Source organism: Bacteroidota bacterium (assembly GCA_016714535.1).
Taxonomy (GTDB): domain Bacteria; phylum Bacteroidota; class Bacteroidia; order AKYH767-A; family OLB10; genus JADKFV01.
Genome location: JADKDR010000005.1, coordinates 209,457 through 227,133, shown reverse-complemented (window position 1 = coordinate 227,133; position 17,677 = coordinate 209,457). Strand labels below are relative to the sequence as shown.

Annotated in this window: 15 protein-coding genes and 1 pseudogene; 5 read left to right on the top strand and 11 right to left on the bottom strand. The window is 38.4% G+C overall.

Annotated features, from left to right (window positions below; genetic code table 11):
- Positions 1-88 precede the first annotated feature (88 nt).
- The 5 genes from IPO27_08575 to mdh form a co-directional block, all read right to left on the bottom strand.
- Complete coding sequence (locus IPO27_08575) at positions 89-1,375, bottom strand: NADH-quinone oxidoreductase subunit D (protein MBK8846574.1); 1,287 nt, start codon at positions 1,373-1,375, stop codon at positions 89-91.
- A gap of 29 nt (positions 1,376-1,404) precedes the next feature.
- Positions 1,405-1,902, bottom strand: coding sequence for an NADH-quinone oxidoreductase subunit C (locus IPO27_08570; protein MBK8846573.1), 498 nt, complete (start codon positions 1,900-1,902; stop codon positions 1,405-1,407).
- 1 nt (position 1,903) lies between these two features.
- Positions 1,904-2,437 (bottom strand): NADH-quinone oxidoreductase subunit B, encoded by a 534-nt coding sequence (locus tag IPO27_08565; protein ID MBK8846572.1) that lies wholly within the window; start codon positions 2,435-2,437, stop codon positions 1,904-1,906.
- 313 nt (positions 2,438-2,750) lie between these two features.
- Positions 2,751-3,131 (bottom strand): NADH-quinone oxidoreductase subunit A, encoded by a 381-nt coding sequence (locus IPO27_08560; protein ID MBK8846571.1) that lies wholly within the window; start codon positions 3,129-3,131, stop codon positions 2,751-2,753.
- 142 nt (positions 3,132-3,273) lie between these two features.
- Positions 3,274-4,215, bottom strand: a complete 942-nt coding sequence (gene mdh / locus IPO27_08555; GenBank protein ID MBK8846570.1) for a malate dehydrogenase — start codon at positions 4,213-4,215, stop codon at positions 3,274-3,276.
- A 213-nt stretch (positions 4,216-4,428) separates the two neighbouring features.
- Here mdh and IPO27_08550 point away from each other — a divergent pair, with 213 nt between their 5' ends.
- From IPO27_08550 to IPO27_08540, 3 genes and pseudogenes are all read left to right on the top strand, one after another.
- A complete protein-coding gene (locus IPO27_08550; GenBank protein MBK8846569.1) occupies positions 4,429-7,518 on the top strand; it encodes a hypothetical protein in 3,090 nt (1,029 codons plus the stop codon).
- A 117-nt stretch (positions 7,519-7,635) separates the two neighbouring features.
- The gene (locus IPO27_08545) at positions 7,636-9,012 is read left to right on the top strand and encodes a T9SS type A sorting domain-containing protein (GenBank protein ID MBK8846568.1); all 1,377 of its coding nucleotides are present in this window, start codon (positions 7,636-7,638) and stop codon (positions 9,010-9,012) included.
- Between the two features lie 771 nt (positions 9,013-9,783).
- A pseudogene (locus tag IPO27_08540) lies at positions 9,784-11,924 on the top strand (elongation factor G).
- 119 nt (positions 11,925-12,043) lie between these two features.
- Here IPO27_08540 and IPO27_08535 read toward each other — a convergent pair.
- Positions 12,044-12,526 carry a DUF1573 domain-containing protein gene (locus IPO27_08535; GenBank protein MBK8846567.1) on the bottom strand — a complete coding sequence of 161 codons (483 nt, stop codon included), beginning with the start codon at positions 12,524-12,526 and terminating at the stop codon, positions 12,044-12,046.
- 44 nt (positions 12,527-12,570) lie between these two features.
- Positions 12,571-13,065, bottom strand: a complete 495-nt coding sequence (locus IPO27_08530) for a DUF1573 domain-containing protein (GenBank protein ID MBK8846566.1) — start codon at positions 13,063-13,065, stop codon at positions 12,571-12,573.
- 147 nt (positions 13,066-13,212) lie between these two features.
- Here IPO27_08530 and IPO27_08525 point away from each other — a divergent pair, with 147 nt between their 5' ends.
- Positions 13,213-14,097, top strand: coding sequence for a universal stress protein (locus tag IPO27_08525; protein MBK8846565.1), 885 nt, complete (start codon positions 13,213-13,215; stop codon positions 14,095-14,097).
- A gap of 35 nt (positions 14,098-14,132) precedes the next feature.
- Here IPO27_08525 and IPO27_08520 read toward each other — a convergent pair whose 3' ends face one another.
- From IPO27_08520 to IPO27_08510, 3 genes are read right to left on the bottom strand one after another with little or no spacing between them, the layout of a single operon-like run.
- Positions 14,133-14,867: a DUF2807 domain-containing protein gene (locus IPO27_08520; GenBank protein MBK8846564.1), complete on the bottom strand. Its 735-nt coding sequence runs from the start codon at positions 14,865-14,867 to the stop codon at positions 14,133-14,135.
- A 57-nt stretch (positions 14,868-14,924) separates the two neighbouring features.
- Positions 14,925-15,770: a hypothetical protein gene (locus IPO27_08515; GenBank protein MBK8846563.1), complete on the bottom strand. Its 846-nt coding sequence runs from the start codon at positions 15,768-15,770 to the stop codon at positions 14,925-14,927.
- A gap of 25 nt (positions 15,771-15,795) precedes the next feature.
- Positions 15,796-16,662 carry a transglutaminase family protein gene (locus tag IPO27_08510; GenBank protein ID MBK8846562.1) on the bottom strand — a complete coding sequence of 289 codons (867 nt, stop codon included), beginning with the start codon at positions 16,660-16,662 and terminating at the stop codon, positions 15,796-15,798.
- 162 nt (positions 16,663-16,824) lie between these two features.
- Between IPO27_08510 and IPO27_08505 the strand changes: the two genes are divergently transcribed.
- Positions 16,825-17,115 carry a DUF721 domain-containing protein gene (locus IPO27_08505; GenBank protein MBK8846561.1) on the top strand — a complete coding sequence of 97 codons (291 nt, stop codon included), beginning with the start codon at positions 16,825-16,827 and terminating at the stop codon, positions 17,113-17,115.
- Here the strand turns inward: IPO27_08505 and IPO27_08500 are convergent.
- Positions 17,108-17,677, bottom strand: coding sequence for a hypothetical protein (locus IPO27_08500; protein MBK8846560.1), 570 nt, complete (start codon positions 17,675-17,677; stop codon positions 17,108-17,110). The two genes, IPO27_08505 and IPO27_08500, sit on opposite strands and share 8 nt — an antisense overlap.

The following is a 17,677-nucleotide window of genomic DNA, read 5'->3' as shown; positions in this document are numbered from 1 at the left end:
GAACACCTGACAAGCACTTATTTTGAAACACCGTTTAGAACATTATTAGTTCGTTCCAACTATTGCACGCTGTATCATGTATAATTAATTAAGCATCCAACTCTCCGGCTATAACATTCATGCTGCTCATAGTAAGAATGGCATCGCTTAACATACCACCCTTTATCATTTCGGGATAAGCCTGATAATAAATAAAACAAGGCCTGCGAATATGAAGCCTATACGGTGTGCGGCCACCATCGCTTACAAGATAATATCCTAACTCACCATTACCACCTTCTACGGCATGATACACTTCTCCTTTGGGAATTTCTGTTTCTCCCATCACAATTTTGAAATGGTAGATAAGGGCTTCCATTTTGGAATACACATCTTCTTTTGGTGGTAAATAAAACTCTGGTACTTCTGCATGATAAGTACTTTTATCGGCAAGGGTGGTAAGTTTTTGCATAGCCTGTTTGATGATGCTCATGCTCTCCCACATTTCCTGCTCTCGAACCCTAAATCGATCGTAAGTATCGCCATTTGTTCCTATAGGAATGATAAAGTCAAAATCTTCATAACTTGAGTACGGATTCATAACACGTACGTCATAATCGATGCCCGCAGCGCGCAAATTAGGTCCTGTAAAACTGTATGCCAAAGCATTCTCTGCGGTGATGGGTCCACAATTAATGGTGCGGTCCATAAATATACGATTGCGTTCAACCAAATTTTCAAACTCTTTTAACCCGGCTGGTAATTCCTTTAATAATGCTTCAATTTTTTCCCAGGCCTTTTGCGGAAATTCGCGCTCAAATCCACCTATGCGTCCAATGTTGGTTGTTAGGCGCGCGCCACATATCTCTTCATAAATTTCATAAATTTTTTCGCGGTACTGAAATACATACAAGAAGCCGGTCATGGCACCACTGTCAACCGCAATTACCGAATTGCAAATAATATGATCGGCAATGCGTGCCAACTCCATTATAATTACACGCAGGTATTGAACCCTTTTCGGAATTTCAATTCGTGCAAGTTTTTCTACCGTCATATGCCAACCAATGTTATTAATGGGCGATGAGCAGTAATTTAAACGATCGGTAATTGGTGTTATTTGATTATAAGGTCTGCGCTCAGCCAATTTTTCAAAAGCTCTGTGTATGTATCCCACCGTGGGAACCGCATCTATAATAATTTCGCCATCCATGGTGAGCACATTTTGGAAGATGCCATGGGTAGCAGGATGTGTAGGGCCAAGATTAAGCGTAGTATATCTATCCTTCTTATCTCGAACTACAACTTGCTCATTGCCGGTGTTCGTTCCTTCGCCAAAAGATAATACAATCGTATCATCATGCGTAGCAGCAATTTTATTTTTATTATTAGCCATAGGAATGATTCTTTTTAATGTATTGTTATTTATCTACCAAACATGCGATCGTCTTTATCTGTGCGTGTTTGATCTTCCAGAGGATATTCTTTACGCAGTGGCCATCCTTCCAGCGAATCCATGTTTAATATTCTCTTTAGGTTTGGATGTCCATCAAAATGAAATCCAAAGAAATCATACTCTTGTCGTTCCATCCAATTAGCCGAAGGAAATATATCGCATAGTGACTTAAATTGTGGATGCTCATTGTTGCCAAAAGATTTTACGCGAACCACTAGATTTTGGGGCAGATTATGTAAATGATATACCATGCCAAACTTGCTTTTTAAATCAGGAAAATGCATGGCATTTAAGCTAGTGAGAAAAGCAAATCCATGCTTTTCCTTTAATGATGAGATTACATCATGTGCTATTTCATTTTTCACTTCAACGCACAATATGTCATATTCAAGAGAAGAGTTTATTATACCTTCGGCAAAATCAGCCTTGAGTAACTCGGTAAAATTGTCTTTGTTGGGTGTATTCATATTATTCCATATTGTAAGAGGCAAGCAAGGCTTTATACTCGTCACTATTGCGTCTGCGCAAACTTTCGTTTTCCACTAATTTTTGAATTTCTAAAACTCCGTCAAGTATTTGCTCAGGACGTGGTGGACAACCTGGCACATATACGTCTACCGGAATTACTCTATCAATACCTTGCAAAACACTGTAGGTGTCAAATATTCCTCCGGTGCTAGCACATGCGCCTACACTGAGTACCCAACGTGGTTCTGCCATTTGCTCATAAACTTGTCGCAATACTGGTCCCATTTTTTTGGCAATGGTACCCATTACCATGAGCATATCGGCCTGCCGTGGCGAAAAGCTTAATCGTTCAGATCCAAATCTCCCTAAATCATAATGTGAAGCCATGGTTGCCATAAATTCAATTCCGCAACAAGAGGTGGCAAAAGGCAATGGCCACAACGAATTTTTGCGAGCCATGCCTACTATCTTGTCTAACTTGGTGGCCATAAATCCAGGCCCTTCGTAACTTTCTATATTCTCTACTTCAGCCATTTTTCAATTTTTACTATTAATAACGTTTTTGAGTAAATACTATATATTATAATTCATACAGGTTTTCTCTATTAGCATAAATCTTTAATTTTTTTAGCTCCATGTGTTAACCTATCAATTTACCCTTATCTATACAACCACCCCTGACTTAAAAAGTTTCGATAAAAATCGTTCAGTCATGCATTAAAAATTATCTTGTTATGTGTTTACATTTATTCTTTCGAACTATTTATGAGGTGCCCTTTTTTTGTGGAATGTTTTATCACCTATTCGAAACTTCTCTTTCAAAACAAGATTAATTTGAGCTATCGGTTTAATCCCAATTCAATGCACCCTTTTTCCACACATATGCAAAACCAACAAGCAATGTACCAAGGAATATCATCATTTCAACAAAACCAAACCATCCTAGCTCTCTAAAGTTTGCTGCCCATGGGTACATAAAAATCACCTCTACATCAAACAATACAAATAATATGGCAACAAGAAAATATTTGATATTAAAAGGAACACGAGCATTGTCTTTTGATTCAATACCACATTCAAAGACTTCCAACTTAATTTTAGTATCGCGCTTGGGTCCTAGTCTATGCGTTACAAAAATGGTAGTAATAACAAAACCAATGGCTACCACAAACATCATAGCTATGGGAACATAATCGGCAGGTGTACTTAATAATATTGAACTTAGCATGTTTCGATATATATACGTTTTCGTGCAAATGTAGTTTTCATTTATTAATTAAAAAAAATAGTTGAATAACGACTTGCAGAATTATCAACAAAAAAGCGCTACAACTAAATTGCAGCGCTTTTCCTTTTAAGTTTAAGATGAACTATGCTGTCATTTCCGGCATTTTATCCAATACATCCATCACCTCTTTTACAGCTGCTGCGCTTTGAGTGAGCAAGTTCATTTCGTCAGCATTAAGCTTTAATTGAATTATTTCTTCGATTCCTGCTTTACCCAATTTAACAGGAACTCCCAGGTATATATTTTTTAGACCATACTCTCCATTTAAAAGAGCACAACAGGGGAAAATACGCTTTTGGTCTCTTACTATAGCTTCAACCATTTGCGCTGCAGCCGCTCCTGGAGCGTACCATGCAGAGGTACCCATAAGGTTAACAAGTTCGCCACCACCTTTCTTGGTTCTTTCTATAATTGAGTCTAGCTTGGCAGCATCAATTAACTCAGCGACTGGTATACCGCTAACTGTTGTATAACGGGGAAGCGGCACCATGGTATCGCCATGACCTCCCATTAATACCGCTTGAATATCCTTAGGGGAGCAATTTAACGCTTCGGCCAGAAACGCACGGTAGCGGGCTGTATCCAAAATTCCAGCCATACCAAACACACGTTTCGAATCGAAACCACTGTTGAGGTAAGCACAATAAGTCATTACATCAAGTGGATTAGAAACAACAATAATAATGGCATTGGGTGAATGCTTCTTGATATTCTCGGTTACCGATTTTACGATTCCTGCATTGGTGGCAATAAGGTCATCGCGACTCATTCCGGGTTTGCGTGGCAAGCCCGAAGTTATAACTACTACATCGCTGCCTGCGGTAGCGTTATAGTCATTGGTTACACCTTTAATACGCGTGTCGTATAAGTTAATTGGCGATGTTTGCCACATATCAAGCGATTTGCCTTCGGCAATTCCTTCTTTGATATCCACCAATATTAATTCGTTACATAATTCGCGATGTGCAATTACATTGGCGCATGTACTACCTACATTGCCTGCGCCTACTACTGTTACTTTCATTCGATTGATTTAATTAAAAAATGAGGGTGCGAAATTAATACTTGCCTCCTTTGGTGCAACCTGATTTTTTTGAACAACCTAATATTAGCCATTTGGACCTATAAAAAATATTTTTGCGTATACATTTTTTATTAAAAAAAAATTATATTTACCCACTTATAAAATTCGCTTATTCAAAAAAAAATCAAGTTAATCTAACAAACGAATAACACTATGGTAAAAAGTCTACAATTAAAAAATCATTGCCGGGTTTTAAGGGCAATTGTTTTTTTGTTAACGGTAACATTATATGTTACAAACATTGCTTCAGCACAGGTGTTTACGGATCCTATTGGTGCTACACTAACAACAAATCATCCATGGACATCTTGGCAGATGCAGGTAATGTATCCTTCTACGATTCCCGCCAGTGGTGGCGGAACTTTACCTGGAAATCAATGGAATGTATTTGCTTCAGGCTGCGCGGCTCCAGCTCCGCAATCCGCTCCTAACTTCCTTCAGTTTAATAATGTTAACAATTTATGTACCGGAGGTATTGATTCTGGATGTGCGTATATATCTACCGCACCTTTAGATTACTCAGGGCGTGCTGGTGCTCCGGCAACTGTTAGTTTTTGGTTATTTCATGAATTTTTTCAAGGGGTGAGGCTTGGAATTCCTGCAGCCTTTCAAAATCGCCAATCCGACTCTGTTTCAGTTTATGTTGGTAATTCTACCTCAGTAGCTGCTGCTACATTAATTGGATCGGTATGGGTAGATACCGTTGGTTGGGGTGCCGGCAATGCTTGGAGACAGCACACGTTCAACATTCCGGTTTTACCACAGTTTGATGGCTGTGCGCCTGTCTTCATTATACTTATGGCAAAGACGTGGGATTCGCGCAGAAATATCTATATGGATCAAATTAGTTTCAGCCGCTTTCAAACGCGCATGCGCACTACAGGTGCAACTATAGTGGCTCAGAATACTTTAACCGTGGGCCCTGGCAGTACCAACAATATGGTAATTGGAATAAATGTTACTACTTGTGGGTCACTTCCGGGTAATTGCGGAAACGTTTGTAAATTAGACTCTTTGTATTTTCTTGCCACCGGAACTAATATTCCTAATGATGTAGCCAATGCAAAAGTGCGCTATACCGGCAACAGCCCTGTTTATAGCTCAGCAGCACCGCAGGTATTTACCACCCAAGTATCATTGGCCAACGTAGGCCCCTATTTAGGGTTTGGTTCGGTGCCATTAGGTGGGGTTGGCTCACCAAATATGTCTATGGGCGATAACTACTTTTGGCTTACCTATGATATTAATGCCAGCCCCCCATCTACTCCGGGTAATATTGTTGATGCAGATTTTGTAAGAATAGTTTCGGATACGTGTGCAACTTTAATCAATGTTCCAGGTACATCAGGCACCTTACCGGGAGGCATGCTCATTGGGGTAAGCTATTGTATCGGTTCATATTCGGTGGGTACTTCTTTTGCCGGATATACTATTAACGATTTTATAGGTAGCGTTTACGTATCCAGCATAGGAGGTGGCGATCCATTATTAAGCCAGATACACGATAACTCTATTCCTTATAACACCAATGGTGCTGCACCATTTTGTGCAGGTATTGGAGGTGCAGGGGGGCAATGGTGCGAACGTCATGCTCCACATGGGCCTGATTACACGCTTTTTCCTCCAACCAATACGGTCGCGGGTAAGGACAGAACTTTGTTGTTAAAAGCGGGACAAGGAAAACGCACTACATCGCCTGTTGAAGAAATCTGTGTTGCTCCCGGCACTTGGTTTTCTGCAAATGGGCTTAAAGCTTGGATAGATTGGAATGGCGATGGCGATTTTAATGATAGTATAAATGGTACTAACGGATGGATTAGCGAAACAATTGGCTGGTTAGGCCAAATGAGTGCAAACTCACAAATGAGCGTAATTGGTTATCCAGCAAAGGGCGCTGGAAGACCTTTTAATCCTGCGTTTCAGGCTGTTCAATGGAATACTATTCCGTTACATGTGCCTAGTATTGGTGACCCTGTAACCGGGGGGCTTGGACCCTTTGCAACATTTACTGCAAAAACTGTTAGAATGCGTGTACGCGAAGTTTTTGCAAATTCAAATGCTTCTATCACGCCTTGTTCAAATCATACATTTGGTGAAACCGAAGATTATGATGTTACTATAGTTGAAGACTGTCCTTTACCAGCTAGCAGACTTTGTAAGTGGTTGGGCGGAACCCCTGGAAATCCAACGGATTGGTTTACTGCAACCAACTGGTGTCCTGCAATTCCTACGGTATTAGACACTGCCTTAATTACCCCCGTTACTCTTGTTAATGGCATATCTTATTATCCTATAATACGCACAGGGCAAAATCCGGTTTGCGCAACGCTAAGAATATATAACCCTGCCTCAGTTACGGTTGATGCCCCTGAGCAATTTGTAGCAGGCAATCCTAACACATTAATTACTCAAACTGGCAAGTTTCATATGTTTCATAATGTTCTTATAGGAGATCAGGCAAACCAAACTAATCCTCAGTTGATAGTAAATTCTAATTATAACGCAACTGTGATTTCCGGGCCAGCTTCTGCGGTTGGTCAAACATTAATTTCACCATTCAGGCCTGACAGAACCGATAATAAGTTTCAGTATTTTTATTCGCCAACAGAATTAGCAGTAATGGGTTTGCGCAGTGGCGATGTCTTAACCAGTATGTCATTCACTTTGAGAAACGCAGTTGCTATGGCTTCAGCACCAAATGGAAGAACAACTATTCGGATGTGGCAAACAGATAATAGCCCCAATTTTCCAATGGTACCGGCAGCCGGAACCGAAATTGCAGTAAATAACACTGTTCCTACAATAATACCAGGTGCCGGTGTAATTAATGCACCTTTTACCGTATTAAATAATACATCACTTCAATTACCTGCTATTCCAGCCAATACCAATGTTGTTTATACAATAAATTTTGCTACACCTTATATAGTAGATAACACTAAATTTTTGACAGTTGAAATCACGAAAGATTCAAGTTTTGTAGGGGCGGGTACCGCGGCTTTTCCTGTATTATATGAAGGCACCATTGGCCGCTCCGCTGTTTCAATTATTCCTTTGGTAAACGGTGTAAGTGGATTGGCGGCTATAACCATAGCAGGTTCGGCCGGAGGCGCTAATCCTAATGGAACCTTGGTAACAGGTGGCAATGCGCCATTTACTGGTGCACTTGGTGCCAGTACTTTCTCATTTCGCCCTACCACTACTTTTGGAGTAACCAGAAGATATTCTACTTATACCATATAGGTTGACCATAACTGGATTAACAATGGCTTATCTGGTGGTAACAATTTTGTTCGTGGCAATTCAATAGTAAAGTTTTTAAATACATCTGCACCAGGATGGGGCAATGGAGATACCATTATGGGTACACAGGTTACCACATTCAATCAATTACATATGGATGATGCAGTTGGACTGATAACTACAGTTACAGGCAATATAAATGGTGGCGGACCATACCCTTATAATAATCCGGGAATAATAGTTGACTCTGTATTAAATTGTATAAACGGAGAATTCAATCTTAATCAACATTTAATGACGGTGAATAATCCATTGCCAAATGCAATGGTTCGCACAAATGGGTATGTGTTAAGCGAACGAAATGATAATAACAATCGTGTTAAATGGAAAATTGGAACTAATACGACTATTCATACATTCCCTCTTGGTTCACCTGCGGGGTATCTGCCATTTTCATTCCAATTAAAAAACAATACATTCGGAGATGTGATAGTGAGTTCTTATGCTACAGCTCCTAACAATATTCCTATGCCATCAACTCCAACCGTTGTAAATAATCTTTTCAATCAAAAGCAATGCTTGGCCGACAATTCACCGAATACAATTGACCGTTTCTGGCAACTTGATGTTTCGGATCCCGGAGGTGGAGGCATAGCAAAACTAGAATTCACCTATTTGCCTGGCGAATTAACCGGAAACCTAACTGCTGCGAGCGTTCCCAATATGCGTGCGCAACGATATGAGGCTGCTTCAGCCCGTGGTTTAGCATGCGGAGGTATTATTACTGCAGGAGTAGGAGTTTGGGCAACACCTGCCAATGGTTATTCTATCGCTTCGTTAAATAATCCAAATCAAACTACAGGTATCGCCTACTTAGGCAACACATATTCGGTTCAAGTAGATTCTGTAACTCAGTTTTCGCCCTGGACGTTATCCCATGGTGGAACTCCCCTACCCATTCAACTGCTTAACTTTAAGGCTAAAGCAATCGAGGATAAAGTGAAAGTTTATTGGGATGCTGTAAATGATGCAGAGCTTATACGATACGATGTTGAAAAATCAATTGATAAGGAATCGTTCTTATACTTAGGTCAACGTCCTGTAATAGGGCCGGGTGCAATACATAGTTATGAATTGTATGATAATAATCCAGTAAGTGGAACCCAGTATTACCGCTTAAAACTTATTGGACGAGATGGTAATATAGATTTTAGTAGTTTGGTACCAGTATCATTTGGCAAAGGAGCTTTTGGTATTAATATGGTAGCCCCACAAAACGGCAATGGTATTATTGTATCATTTAATTACGATAGCGATCAGCCTTATAATTATCAAATAGTTGATATAATGGGACGTATGATTGAATCGGGCGCTAATAAAAAAGCAATGATAGGAACCAATGAAATAAGATTACCATTAAACACACCAAAAGGTGTTTATCTGATTTCAATATTTAACAACGATAAAATAGATTCGAAAACGTTTAGTTATTAAAAGTGCATCAAAGCAATACTGTGCAAGCCACCCTCATGGGTGGCTTTTTTATTTAAATAAACACTTCCATTGAAGTTAAAAATAATAAAGCCCATCACCTACTTCCACCCACCCATTTTTCAATGTTTACTTTTATACTGTTGATAGCGACCACCTCACCTCAATTACATTTTTATAAAATTGGAACATACTATTTCTCGAAAAATAAAGTTCATATTTTAGTGCCACCGAAATTTTCAAGCTAAATTAGCATTCAAACCATGATTATATCTGCACAAAACAAAACTTTACATTATATCATTATCAGTTCCATCGTCATACTTGCTTCGTGTTGGTTGTTATTTTCTATTGATAAAGACACCCATGGTTTTTTTGATTTGCTTAAACCGCAAAACCTTGCTGCTTTGTCAGTGTATTACTTTCCTAGCTGGGTTATTAGCCTTTCTTTATTTTTGATTTTACAAAAACTACAAGTACGACCAGCAATAACTATTGCATTATTTCTGGGCATTATATTAAGCTTTACGTTAGTCATAATTTGTTTGATAAATTTAAGATAGTGAAGCCTGACCATTGGTTTTATATAACCAGATATTTACGTAATAATATTTGCATCCTGTAAAATATTTCTTGGCTGTTCAAAAAATCTATTTACATTTCACAAACCAAATTCAAAAGTTTTTCTACTCCTATTTCAAATCATTTTGAATCACTTAAGATTTTAGTTAGTCGTTCTTAACATATTGTTTAACCAAAAAAAATAATTGAATTATGAAATCGTATGACGAAAAACACATTAAAAACGTGGTACTTATTGGTGCAGCAAAATCCGGTAAGACTACGTTATGCGAAACTATGCTCTTTGAGGCTGGCATCATTCCTCGAAGAGGTACAGTGGAAGAAAAAAGCACAGTAAGTGATTATCACGAAGTTGAACATGAGCGAGGGAGTTCGGTATATGCTACCACCTTACATACCGAATGGAAAGATTACAAAATTAATATAATAGACACCCCGGGGTTAGATGACTTTATTGGCGAAGTAGCCTCCTCCATTAGAGTTTGCGATACAGCAATCATGCTGCTTAATGCCCAGCACGGTGTAGAAGTAGGCAGCGAATTAATTTGGGAATACTGCGATCGATATCGCAAACCAACCTTGTTTGCCATTAATCAGTGTGATCATGAAAAAGCCGATTTTTGGGCAACCTTGGAGCAAGCAAAAAACAAATTTGGAAATGCAGTTACCTTAATGCAATACCCTGTAGTAACTGGTTCTGGCTTTAATGAAATAATTGATTTGCTCAAAATGACTTTATACAGATTTGGAAAAGATGGCGGCAAACCCGAAAAGCTACCAATACCTGAAAGTGAATTGCAACGTGCTAACGAGTTACATAATGTGTTGGTTGAAAAAGCTGCTGAAAATGATGAAAAACTTATGGAGCTTTATTTTGAAAAGGGCAATCTTGATGAAGATGAACTGCGCCTTGGAATAAAAACGGGCATGATGCATCATGATGTATTTCCGGTATTTTGTCTAAGTGCAAAAAAGGATATGGGTAGCGGAAGATTAATGGGCTTTATTGATAATGTGTCTCCATCGGCAATCGAAATGCCACCAGAACATACAACAGATGGTCAGATTGTAAATTGTGACCCACTTGCTTCACCTTCTATTTTTATTTATAAAACGCTGTTTGAGTCACACTTGGGAAAACTGTCGTTTTTAAAGTTACCTCCGGAGAAATTAGTGTTGGCATTGACTTGCACAACACGGTAACGGATACTACCGAACGTATAAATCAACTATTTATAATGGATGGTAAAAACCGCAATTCCATAAACAAACTAAAAGCCGGTGATTTGGGAGCCACTTTAAAACTAAAGAATACATTTACTAATCATACGCTTTGTGGCAAAGGAATTAATTATGTAATTGATGAAATAGATTTTCCTCCACCACGCCTGCGAGTGGCGCTAGTAGCAAAAAACAAAGCTGATGATGAGCGAATAGGACAGGTGCTTCCCGAAATACATGCTGAAGATCCAACAATTAAAATTGTCTATTCTCGCGAACTAAAACAAATAATTGTTCATGCACAAGGCGATCTGCATTTGTCAGTAACTAAGTGGAGATTACAACATATTTATAAATTAGATGTTGACTTTGTAAAAGCAAAAATTCCTTATCGCGAAACGATACATAAATCTGCCCTAGCAACCTACAAGCACAAGAAGCAATCGGGAGGTGCAGGCCAATTCGGAGAAGTGCACCTGAAAATAGAACCTTGGCATGAAGGTATGCCCCCTGTATCTGAATATCCGGTGCGTGATACCGATGTAATCGACTTGGAATGGGGTGGTAAACTTGTTTTTAATAATTGTATTACCGGTGGTGTTATTGATACTCGCTTTTTGCCCAGCATTTTGAAGGGTATAATGGAAAAAATGAACGAAGGTCCAATTACCGGTTCGCACGTACGTGACATACGGGTAAGTGTTTACGATGGCAAGATGCATCCCGTTGATAGCAATGATATCTCGTTTAAGATTGCCGGTATGATGGCATTTAAAGAGGCTTTTCATAATGCCGAACCGCAATTGTTGGAGCCTGTAAACGAGGTTGAAATAGAAGTTCCGGATATGATGATGGGCGATGTAATGACTGAACTGCAAAGCAGACGCAGTGTTATTATTGGTATGGATAGCGTAAACTCGCATCAGGTGATTAAAGCACACACACCGCTTGCCGAAGTTGACAAACTTTCGCAATCCTTACGCAGTATAACACAAGGAAAAGGTAAAATGAAAAGCGATTTTCATGATTACGCACCAATATCTATGGAAGCACAAAAGAAACTGCACGAAGAATATCTAAAAACAGGAGATGAACATCATCACCATCATTAGAATTTCAGCAACCATCTGGCTTGACCAGAGCAGAAATCACCAATTAAATCTGAAATTAAAGAAAATGCCCTGCAAGTATACACTTGCAGGGCATTTGAATAAAATACGATTATAGCTCTTTAGTTATGTCCGTGACCTTCATGTCCTGGCTGAACTGCAGGGGTTGCAACCGGAGTTTCAGCGGCCTTAATCACATTACCTTTAATGTGTAAAACCATAGGATTAGTCTTAGCATTTGACTGAATAGTTATGGTCTTATCTTGCATACCCTGCTTACCTGTTGAGTTAAAAGTAACTTTAATTGTTCCCTTTTCACCTTTCTTAATAGGCTCCTTTGGCCAGATTGGAACAGTACATCCACAAGAACCATTAGCCGAGGTAATAGTAAGAGGCTCTTTGCCTGCATTGGTAAACACGTATTCGTAAGTTACCGATTCGCCTGACTTAATCTCTCCAAAGTTATACTCTGCAACATCAAACTTAAATTCAGGAGCATTTTTGTTTTCGGCACGTGGCGTTTCTTGTTTTGCATCGGCAACTGGTGTGGCCTGCTGTGCATTGCTGTAAGTTGCAGTTAAAGCGCATACTGCCATAGCTAACATAATTTTTTCATCTTAATTTGAATATTTTTTTATTTTTAATAGAATTACTTGTTTTCAGTTGGTGCCATTGGGTTTGCCTTTTTTACTGGGCTTTGGTTTTCTGTCTCTTCCTGTGACATAACATTACCTTTTATGGTAATTACCTTGGTTGATGCTTTTGCATTAGAAGTTACAGTTATAGTTTTAGTAAACTGACCAACACGCTTGGTATCGTATTTTACATGTATAGCTGCTGACTGACCTGGCATAATAGGCTCCTTTGGCCATTCAGGAACTGTACATCCGCAAGAACCGCGTGCATTGCTGATGATTAATGGTTCTTTCCCTTTGTTTGTAAATTTAAAATCAGTTTCACCATTCCCGCTATACGGCAAGGTACCAAAGTCGTGAGTCTCTTCCATAAACACAATGTCAGGGGCATTGGGGTTATTGGAGTTATCCACGGTTGCTGTGGCTGGAGTTGCCGCAGCATCATTAGTTTGCGCATTGACTGCCATGCTCCCAAGAGCCATAACCGCCATAATTAGAATCTTTTTCATCATTTGTTTGTTTATTGAAGTTTATAATTTTCAGACTTCAAAAATATAGCCATTAGTATGAATACGAAATGAATGATTTATCTTATTTTAGTTTTTTAATGCGTTTTCGATTACTAATTTTGAGCCACCAAATTTATAAAGAAAATCATGCAAAAATTCGAAAATCACATTTTAGTTCCTATCGATTTCTCAGAGCAATCATTAATAGCACTTAATCAGTCTTTCAACATAGCTAGATTCAAGAATAGCATAATCACCTTAATACACGTAATTGATAGTGCCTTTATGGACAAGTTCAAAAGTATTTTTAAAGATGATAGCCAAGATGAAAAAATGATTGCTGATGCAGAAAAGCAATTGAAAGAACTTGCTAATAAGTATTCTGCCGAAACCGGACTGCAATTTGAAACCATTGTTGAACAAGGAAAAATTTACGATGTAATTATAGAAAAAGCTCAGTCAATGAATACCGCGTTTATAGTGATGGGTACTAATGGAGAAGTAACGCTAACTAAAAAAATAATTGGTAGTAATGCGGTTAGGGTGATTAGTAATGCTCCGTGTCCGGTAATTACCATTAAAGGCAAATTGCACCGTGAAGGTTGTAAGAAGATTGTTATGCCTATTGATATAACAAAAGAATCGCGCGATAAGGTAGAAACAGGAGTTGAATTTGCTAAATACTTCAATTCGGAAATACTGATACTTTGCCTTGACGATTCAAATGATGAGTTTATTGAAAATAAACTGAAACGTCAATTAGGCCAGGTTGAAAATTATGTGACCGAAAGTGGTGTTCAATGTTCAAGCCATTACATGAAAGTTTCTGATCAAAGTGATACTGTGCTTAACTTTAGTAAGGCCGCTAATGCCGATTTGATTTTGATAATGGCGCAACAGGAAGGTTCGATGCTCGAGTGGTTTTTAAGCACAGAAGCTCAACAAATAATAAATGAAAGTGAAATACCTGTTTGTTCGGTAAAACCATTTCCTCGTAAAGACACAACCGCCTTTATCTTAGAAGATATATAGAAACAGTATCCAAGTTAAATAGGACGCTTTGGCAATCAATTTACTGCTGCTTTAATTTGTCCACCGCTACTTGATTTCTTATCTACGGTTTGCGGATTTCCTGAATAAGTAATCTCTCCCCCGCTTGAAGCCCGGGCAACAATGCTTCTGTTTACATTTACATCTATTTCTCCCCCACTACTCGCCTCTGCTTCAACATCTGAAATGGTCATTGAGCCCGCCTTAATTTCACCATTGCTCGATACATTGGCAGTCATTTTATCTGCCGTGCCTGTTAACGTGATTGCCGAGCCACTTGATGAGCTGCAACTAATCTCATTCGCATTAAGCCCAACCTTAATGGAGGCACCGCTTGATGTATTTAGCTCTATTTTATTACCAGAAAAAGTATCGGTACTTTTTATTTTGCTCCCGCTAGATGCCGATAAATCGCAAACTTCTTTCATTACCACTATAACTTCGCAAGCCTTGCTTTGCTTCATATTTACATTGTTCTTGTACTTAATTATCAGGCGATTGTCTTTAACTTCAGTTATAATCAAGTTTAAAATATTATCATCAGCTGTAACTGATACCATGTTTTCTTTTCCGTTTTTGAGCGTAACATTTATCCCCGAAGAAGAAGATACTCCGCAAAAGCTACCAACTTCGCGCTTTTGCATTTCGAGATTACCGCTTCCGGTAATGGCTAATTGCTGTCCGCACAATAATCCGGCTGTAAGAATGCTTCCTATAACGCCTAAAATTACAAGTAGTTTGATTGGTTTCATTTTAATTTTTTTTGACATTAATACAACTATGACCATTGATACAAATATAAGTTACACTTACAAGGTCAAATCTTTTTGAGTAACTGAAAAAGAATTGTCTTCCTCAAATGTTTTGAAAAGAACAAATGTAAAGGGCATCAAAAGCAAAATAAAAAACCCGTACCATATGCCAGCAAAACCAGCTATAATAGCCGCATTAAGCAAAATTAGAAATGATGGCAATTGATATATGAAGCGTTGATTGTTGCCTTCGTCACTGTTATTAAGATACTTATATAGGTTCATAATATTAACCAATAAAAAAATGCACATAAACGGCAATGAATTCCAAATGAAACTAAAATTAGTGGTACGCTGCAACAAGACCATACCTGCTACAAGCGCTGCAAGCATAGCCACATATGACCATAGTTTAAACTTCTCTATTTTATTATTCACACATGGGTCAAGTACGAAATACAAGACAGCGTACACCATAATTACAGGCCATAATTTTGCAAATTGAAATTCGTTACTCAACAAACCTAAGCTTAAAGTATTCAAACATAACAGCGAAATAGCAGTGTTAGGTTTAATAATGTTAAAGCGTGAAAGCACAATCCAAATTATACTTACTAAAGCTACTGTGGGCGTATAAATGTTTATGCGCACCATCATCATGCAAACAAAAATGTGTATAGCCAGAACCAACCAACTGAATTTTTTTCTAAAGACAAGGATTTGAAAACACACACCTGCAAAAATTGAAAATACCAAAAGCATTTTCAGCATGTGAGGGTTGAGTGCTTTTTGCACATCGTCAGATATAAATGGCAAAATGTAGCCGGCCATTGCAAAACCTGCTATAGCAAAGGTTAAAAGCCTAATAATAGCAGCAGGCTTAATAAATTCCGGAAAATGCATTGCCAAAATATTTTAAGGTGTAATGTTAGGCAAGAATTTGCAACATTCTGTTCAATTCTGCTTCTTTTTCAGTATCTCCAATTTTTTGATAGGAATAAACAAGATTGCGTACAAGGCGTTGAATCATTTCAAGCACCGTGCAGGGTTCGAAAAAGATCTTCTCATGTTCAAGCTTTAGCTTGTCAAGAAATTGAGAAATTTCGTTCTTGCCAAAAACAATTCCTTTGCTGAATGCATTAATGTAAAACAAGACATTTGTATTATTCTCATTAAAGGCCTCCCTTAAAATATTGAGCTCATCAACATAAGCCATAATAAAATGTTCGGGAAGATTGACTCCATATATTGGTATATCAAGTTGTTGCGCCAGGTACGAATAAATTAATGATAGCATTAACGGATTGCCCTTCTTGTTCTCGAGTACACAGTTGATGTAAGAATTAGCCGGAAGGTGGTAGTTAGCCGTATTGCCTTTAAACTGATGCAATTCGAAAAGGACTTTGTTGATTACTTTGACTTTTTCATATGCTGTAAGGTTATCATTAATTTCAATCCAAATGTCCCGCTTTATCTGATTGAGCTGCTGCTTAATGGCATCATCTTCCAAATCGGGATATTGATGGCGTGCTACCAGTATAGCACCTTCAAGCAAATCATAGGGGCGTTGCCTCCACACGCTTAGAGCAGCCAGAGTATCTTCAAACTGTAGCTTATGAATAATTTGTAATAATCGCTCTTGCTTTTCGGGGTCAAAAGATTGTCCCCATGCATTTTCAAGGTGCGGAATTACATCGCGTCCAATTGATAGTATTTTTTCTTCAATCAACTGCGAAACTTCCTTATCATCATCATCTAGTAATGTAATTAGTGCATCTATTTCCTTTTCGTTCATAAATTATCTGTGCATGGATTGTACAATATTACTGTGTTTATTAATAAGGTGGGGGCACAAGTTTTCCATATTTTGAACATGCTCTTTGTTTAAAAATTTTAAAAATAATAATTCAGGAAACTTTGGTCTTTATCATCGTTATTTGCATTAGTACAAAAACAAATGAGGAAAGGCAACGAACATACCATTGGTAGTGCCATCAGGCAAATGATGAAAGAAAATAAACTAACTAATCGACTAACTGAAGTAAGATTGAAGGAGGTTTATGAAACCGTGATGGGACAGACCATAGGCATGCGCACTAGCGAAATCAATCTATACGGAAAAAGATTAGTTATTACCATTAGCAGTGCTGCTCTAAAACATGAAATGAACTTAAGTAAAGAGAAAATTATTACACTGCTGAACGATGCCCTTGGCGAGCAAGTGATTGAAGAAGTAGTAATCAAGTAACGGAGGTGCTAAGCATATGATATTGCTTTTCATAAATATTCCTTGCAAAGTCCTTGTTTCCCTGCATGTCAGTTATCATTCCTTTATCATAATGTTCCATGGCAATGGTATCTATTAATTCTGTATCAGTTATTTTTTCTTCCCAAAAAAGTGTAAAGGCATCGACCGATGCAGACGAAAATGCATAAGTACGTAAATCGAAACCAATTTCGGATGCGGTTTTCATGGCGCTAAATTGAGCTTCTGCTTCCATGCGATGAATACCCATGACAAATTCGTAGGCTGAAATTTTCTGGACTTTTGCTTCTTCGGTTAATTGTAGGCGGGTAGCTGAATTAATTGCATTAGTTACTTCCCAGGATAAATCAACCAAACCTCTGTTGATTTCTTGCATGGCATTAATTAATATTTGCCTGGTATCGCCATCGACTATTGTTACCGAATTGCCTTGGTTATATACATTGAGCGCCCAGCCCGGCTCTAAGAGTTTAAGGATAATTTGCAATGTTTTCAATTGCGGTTGTTGCGAAGCAGCAATTAGCTCATCTCGTGTAAACTGCAT

Excerpts from the sequence above, each read along its gene's own strand:
- IPO27_08530 (MBK8846566.1), bottom strand. The coding sequence starts at position 13,065 with ATGAAAAAGATTCTAATTATGGCGGTTATGGCTCTTGGGAGCATGGCA.
- IPO27_08545 (MBK8846568.1), top strand. The coding sequence starts at position 7,636 with ATGGGTACACAGGTTACCACATTCAATCAATTACATATGGATGATGCA.
- IPO27_08565 (MBK8846572.1), bottom strand. The coding sequence starts at position 2,437 with ATGGCTGAAGTAGAGAATATAGAAAGTTACGAAGGGCCTGGATTTATG.
- IPO27_08520 (MBK8846564.1), bottom strand. The coding sequence starts at position 14,867 with ATGAAACCAATCAAACTACTTGTAATTTTAGGCGTTATAGGAAGCATT.
- IPO27_08505 (MBK8846561.1), top strand. The coding sequence starts at position 16,825 with ATGAGGAAAGGCAACGAACATACCATTGGTAGTGCCATCAGGCAAATG.
- IPO27_08515 (MBK8846563.1), bottom strand. The coding sequence starts at position 15,770 with ATGCATTTTCCGGAATTTATTAAGCCTGCTGCTATTATTAGGCTTTTA.
- IPO27_08560 (MBK8846571.1), bottom strand. The coding sequence starts at position 3,131 with ATGCTAAGTTCAATATTATTAAGTACACCTGCCGATTATGTTCCCATA.
- IPO27_08575 (MBK8846574.1), bottom strand. The coding sequence starts at position 1,375 with ATGGCTAATAATAAAAATAAAATTGCTGCTACGCATGATGATACGATT.
- mdh (MBK8846570.1), bottom strand. The coding sequence starts at position 4,215 with ATGAAAGTAACAGTAGTAGGCGCAGGCAATGTAGGTAGTACATGCGCC.
- IPO27_08570 (MBK8846573.1), bottom strand. The coding sequence starts at position 1,902 with ATGAATACACCCAACAAAGACAATTTTACCGAGTTACTCAAGGCTGAT.
- IPO27_08525 (MBK8846565.1), top strand. The coding sequence starts at position 13,213 with ATGCAAAAATTCGAAAATCACATTTTAGTTCCTATCGATTTCTCAGAG.
- IPO27_08550 (MBK8846569.1), top strand. The coding sequence starts at position 4,429 with ATGGTAAAAAGTCTACAATTAAAAAATCATTGCCGGGTTTTAAGGGCA.
- IPO27_08510 (MBK8846562.1), bottom strand. The coding sequence starts at position 16,662 with ATGAACGAAAAGGAAATAGATGCACTAATTACATTACTAGATGATGAT.
- IPO27_08500 (MBK8846560.1), bottom strand. The coding sequence starts at position 17,677 with ATGCAGTTTACACGAGATGAGCTAATTGCTGCTTCGCAACAACCGCAA.
- IPO27_08535 (MBK8846567.1), bottom strand. The coding sequence starts at position 12,526 with ATGTTAGCTATGGCAGTATGCGCTTTAACTGCAACTTACAGCAATGCA.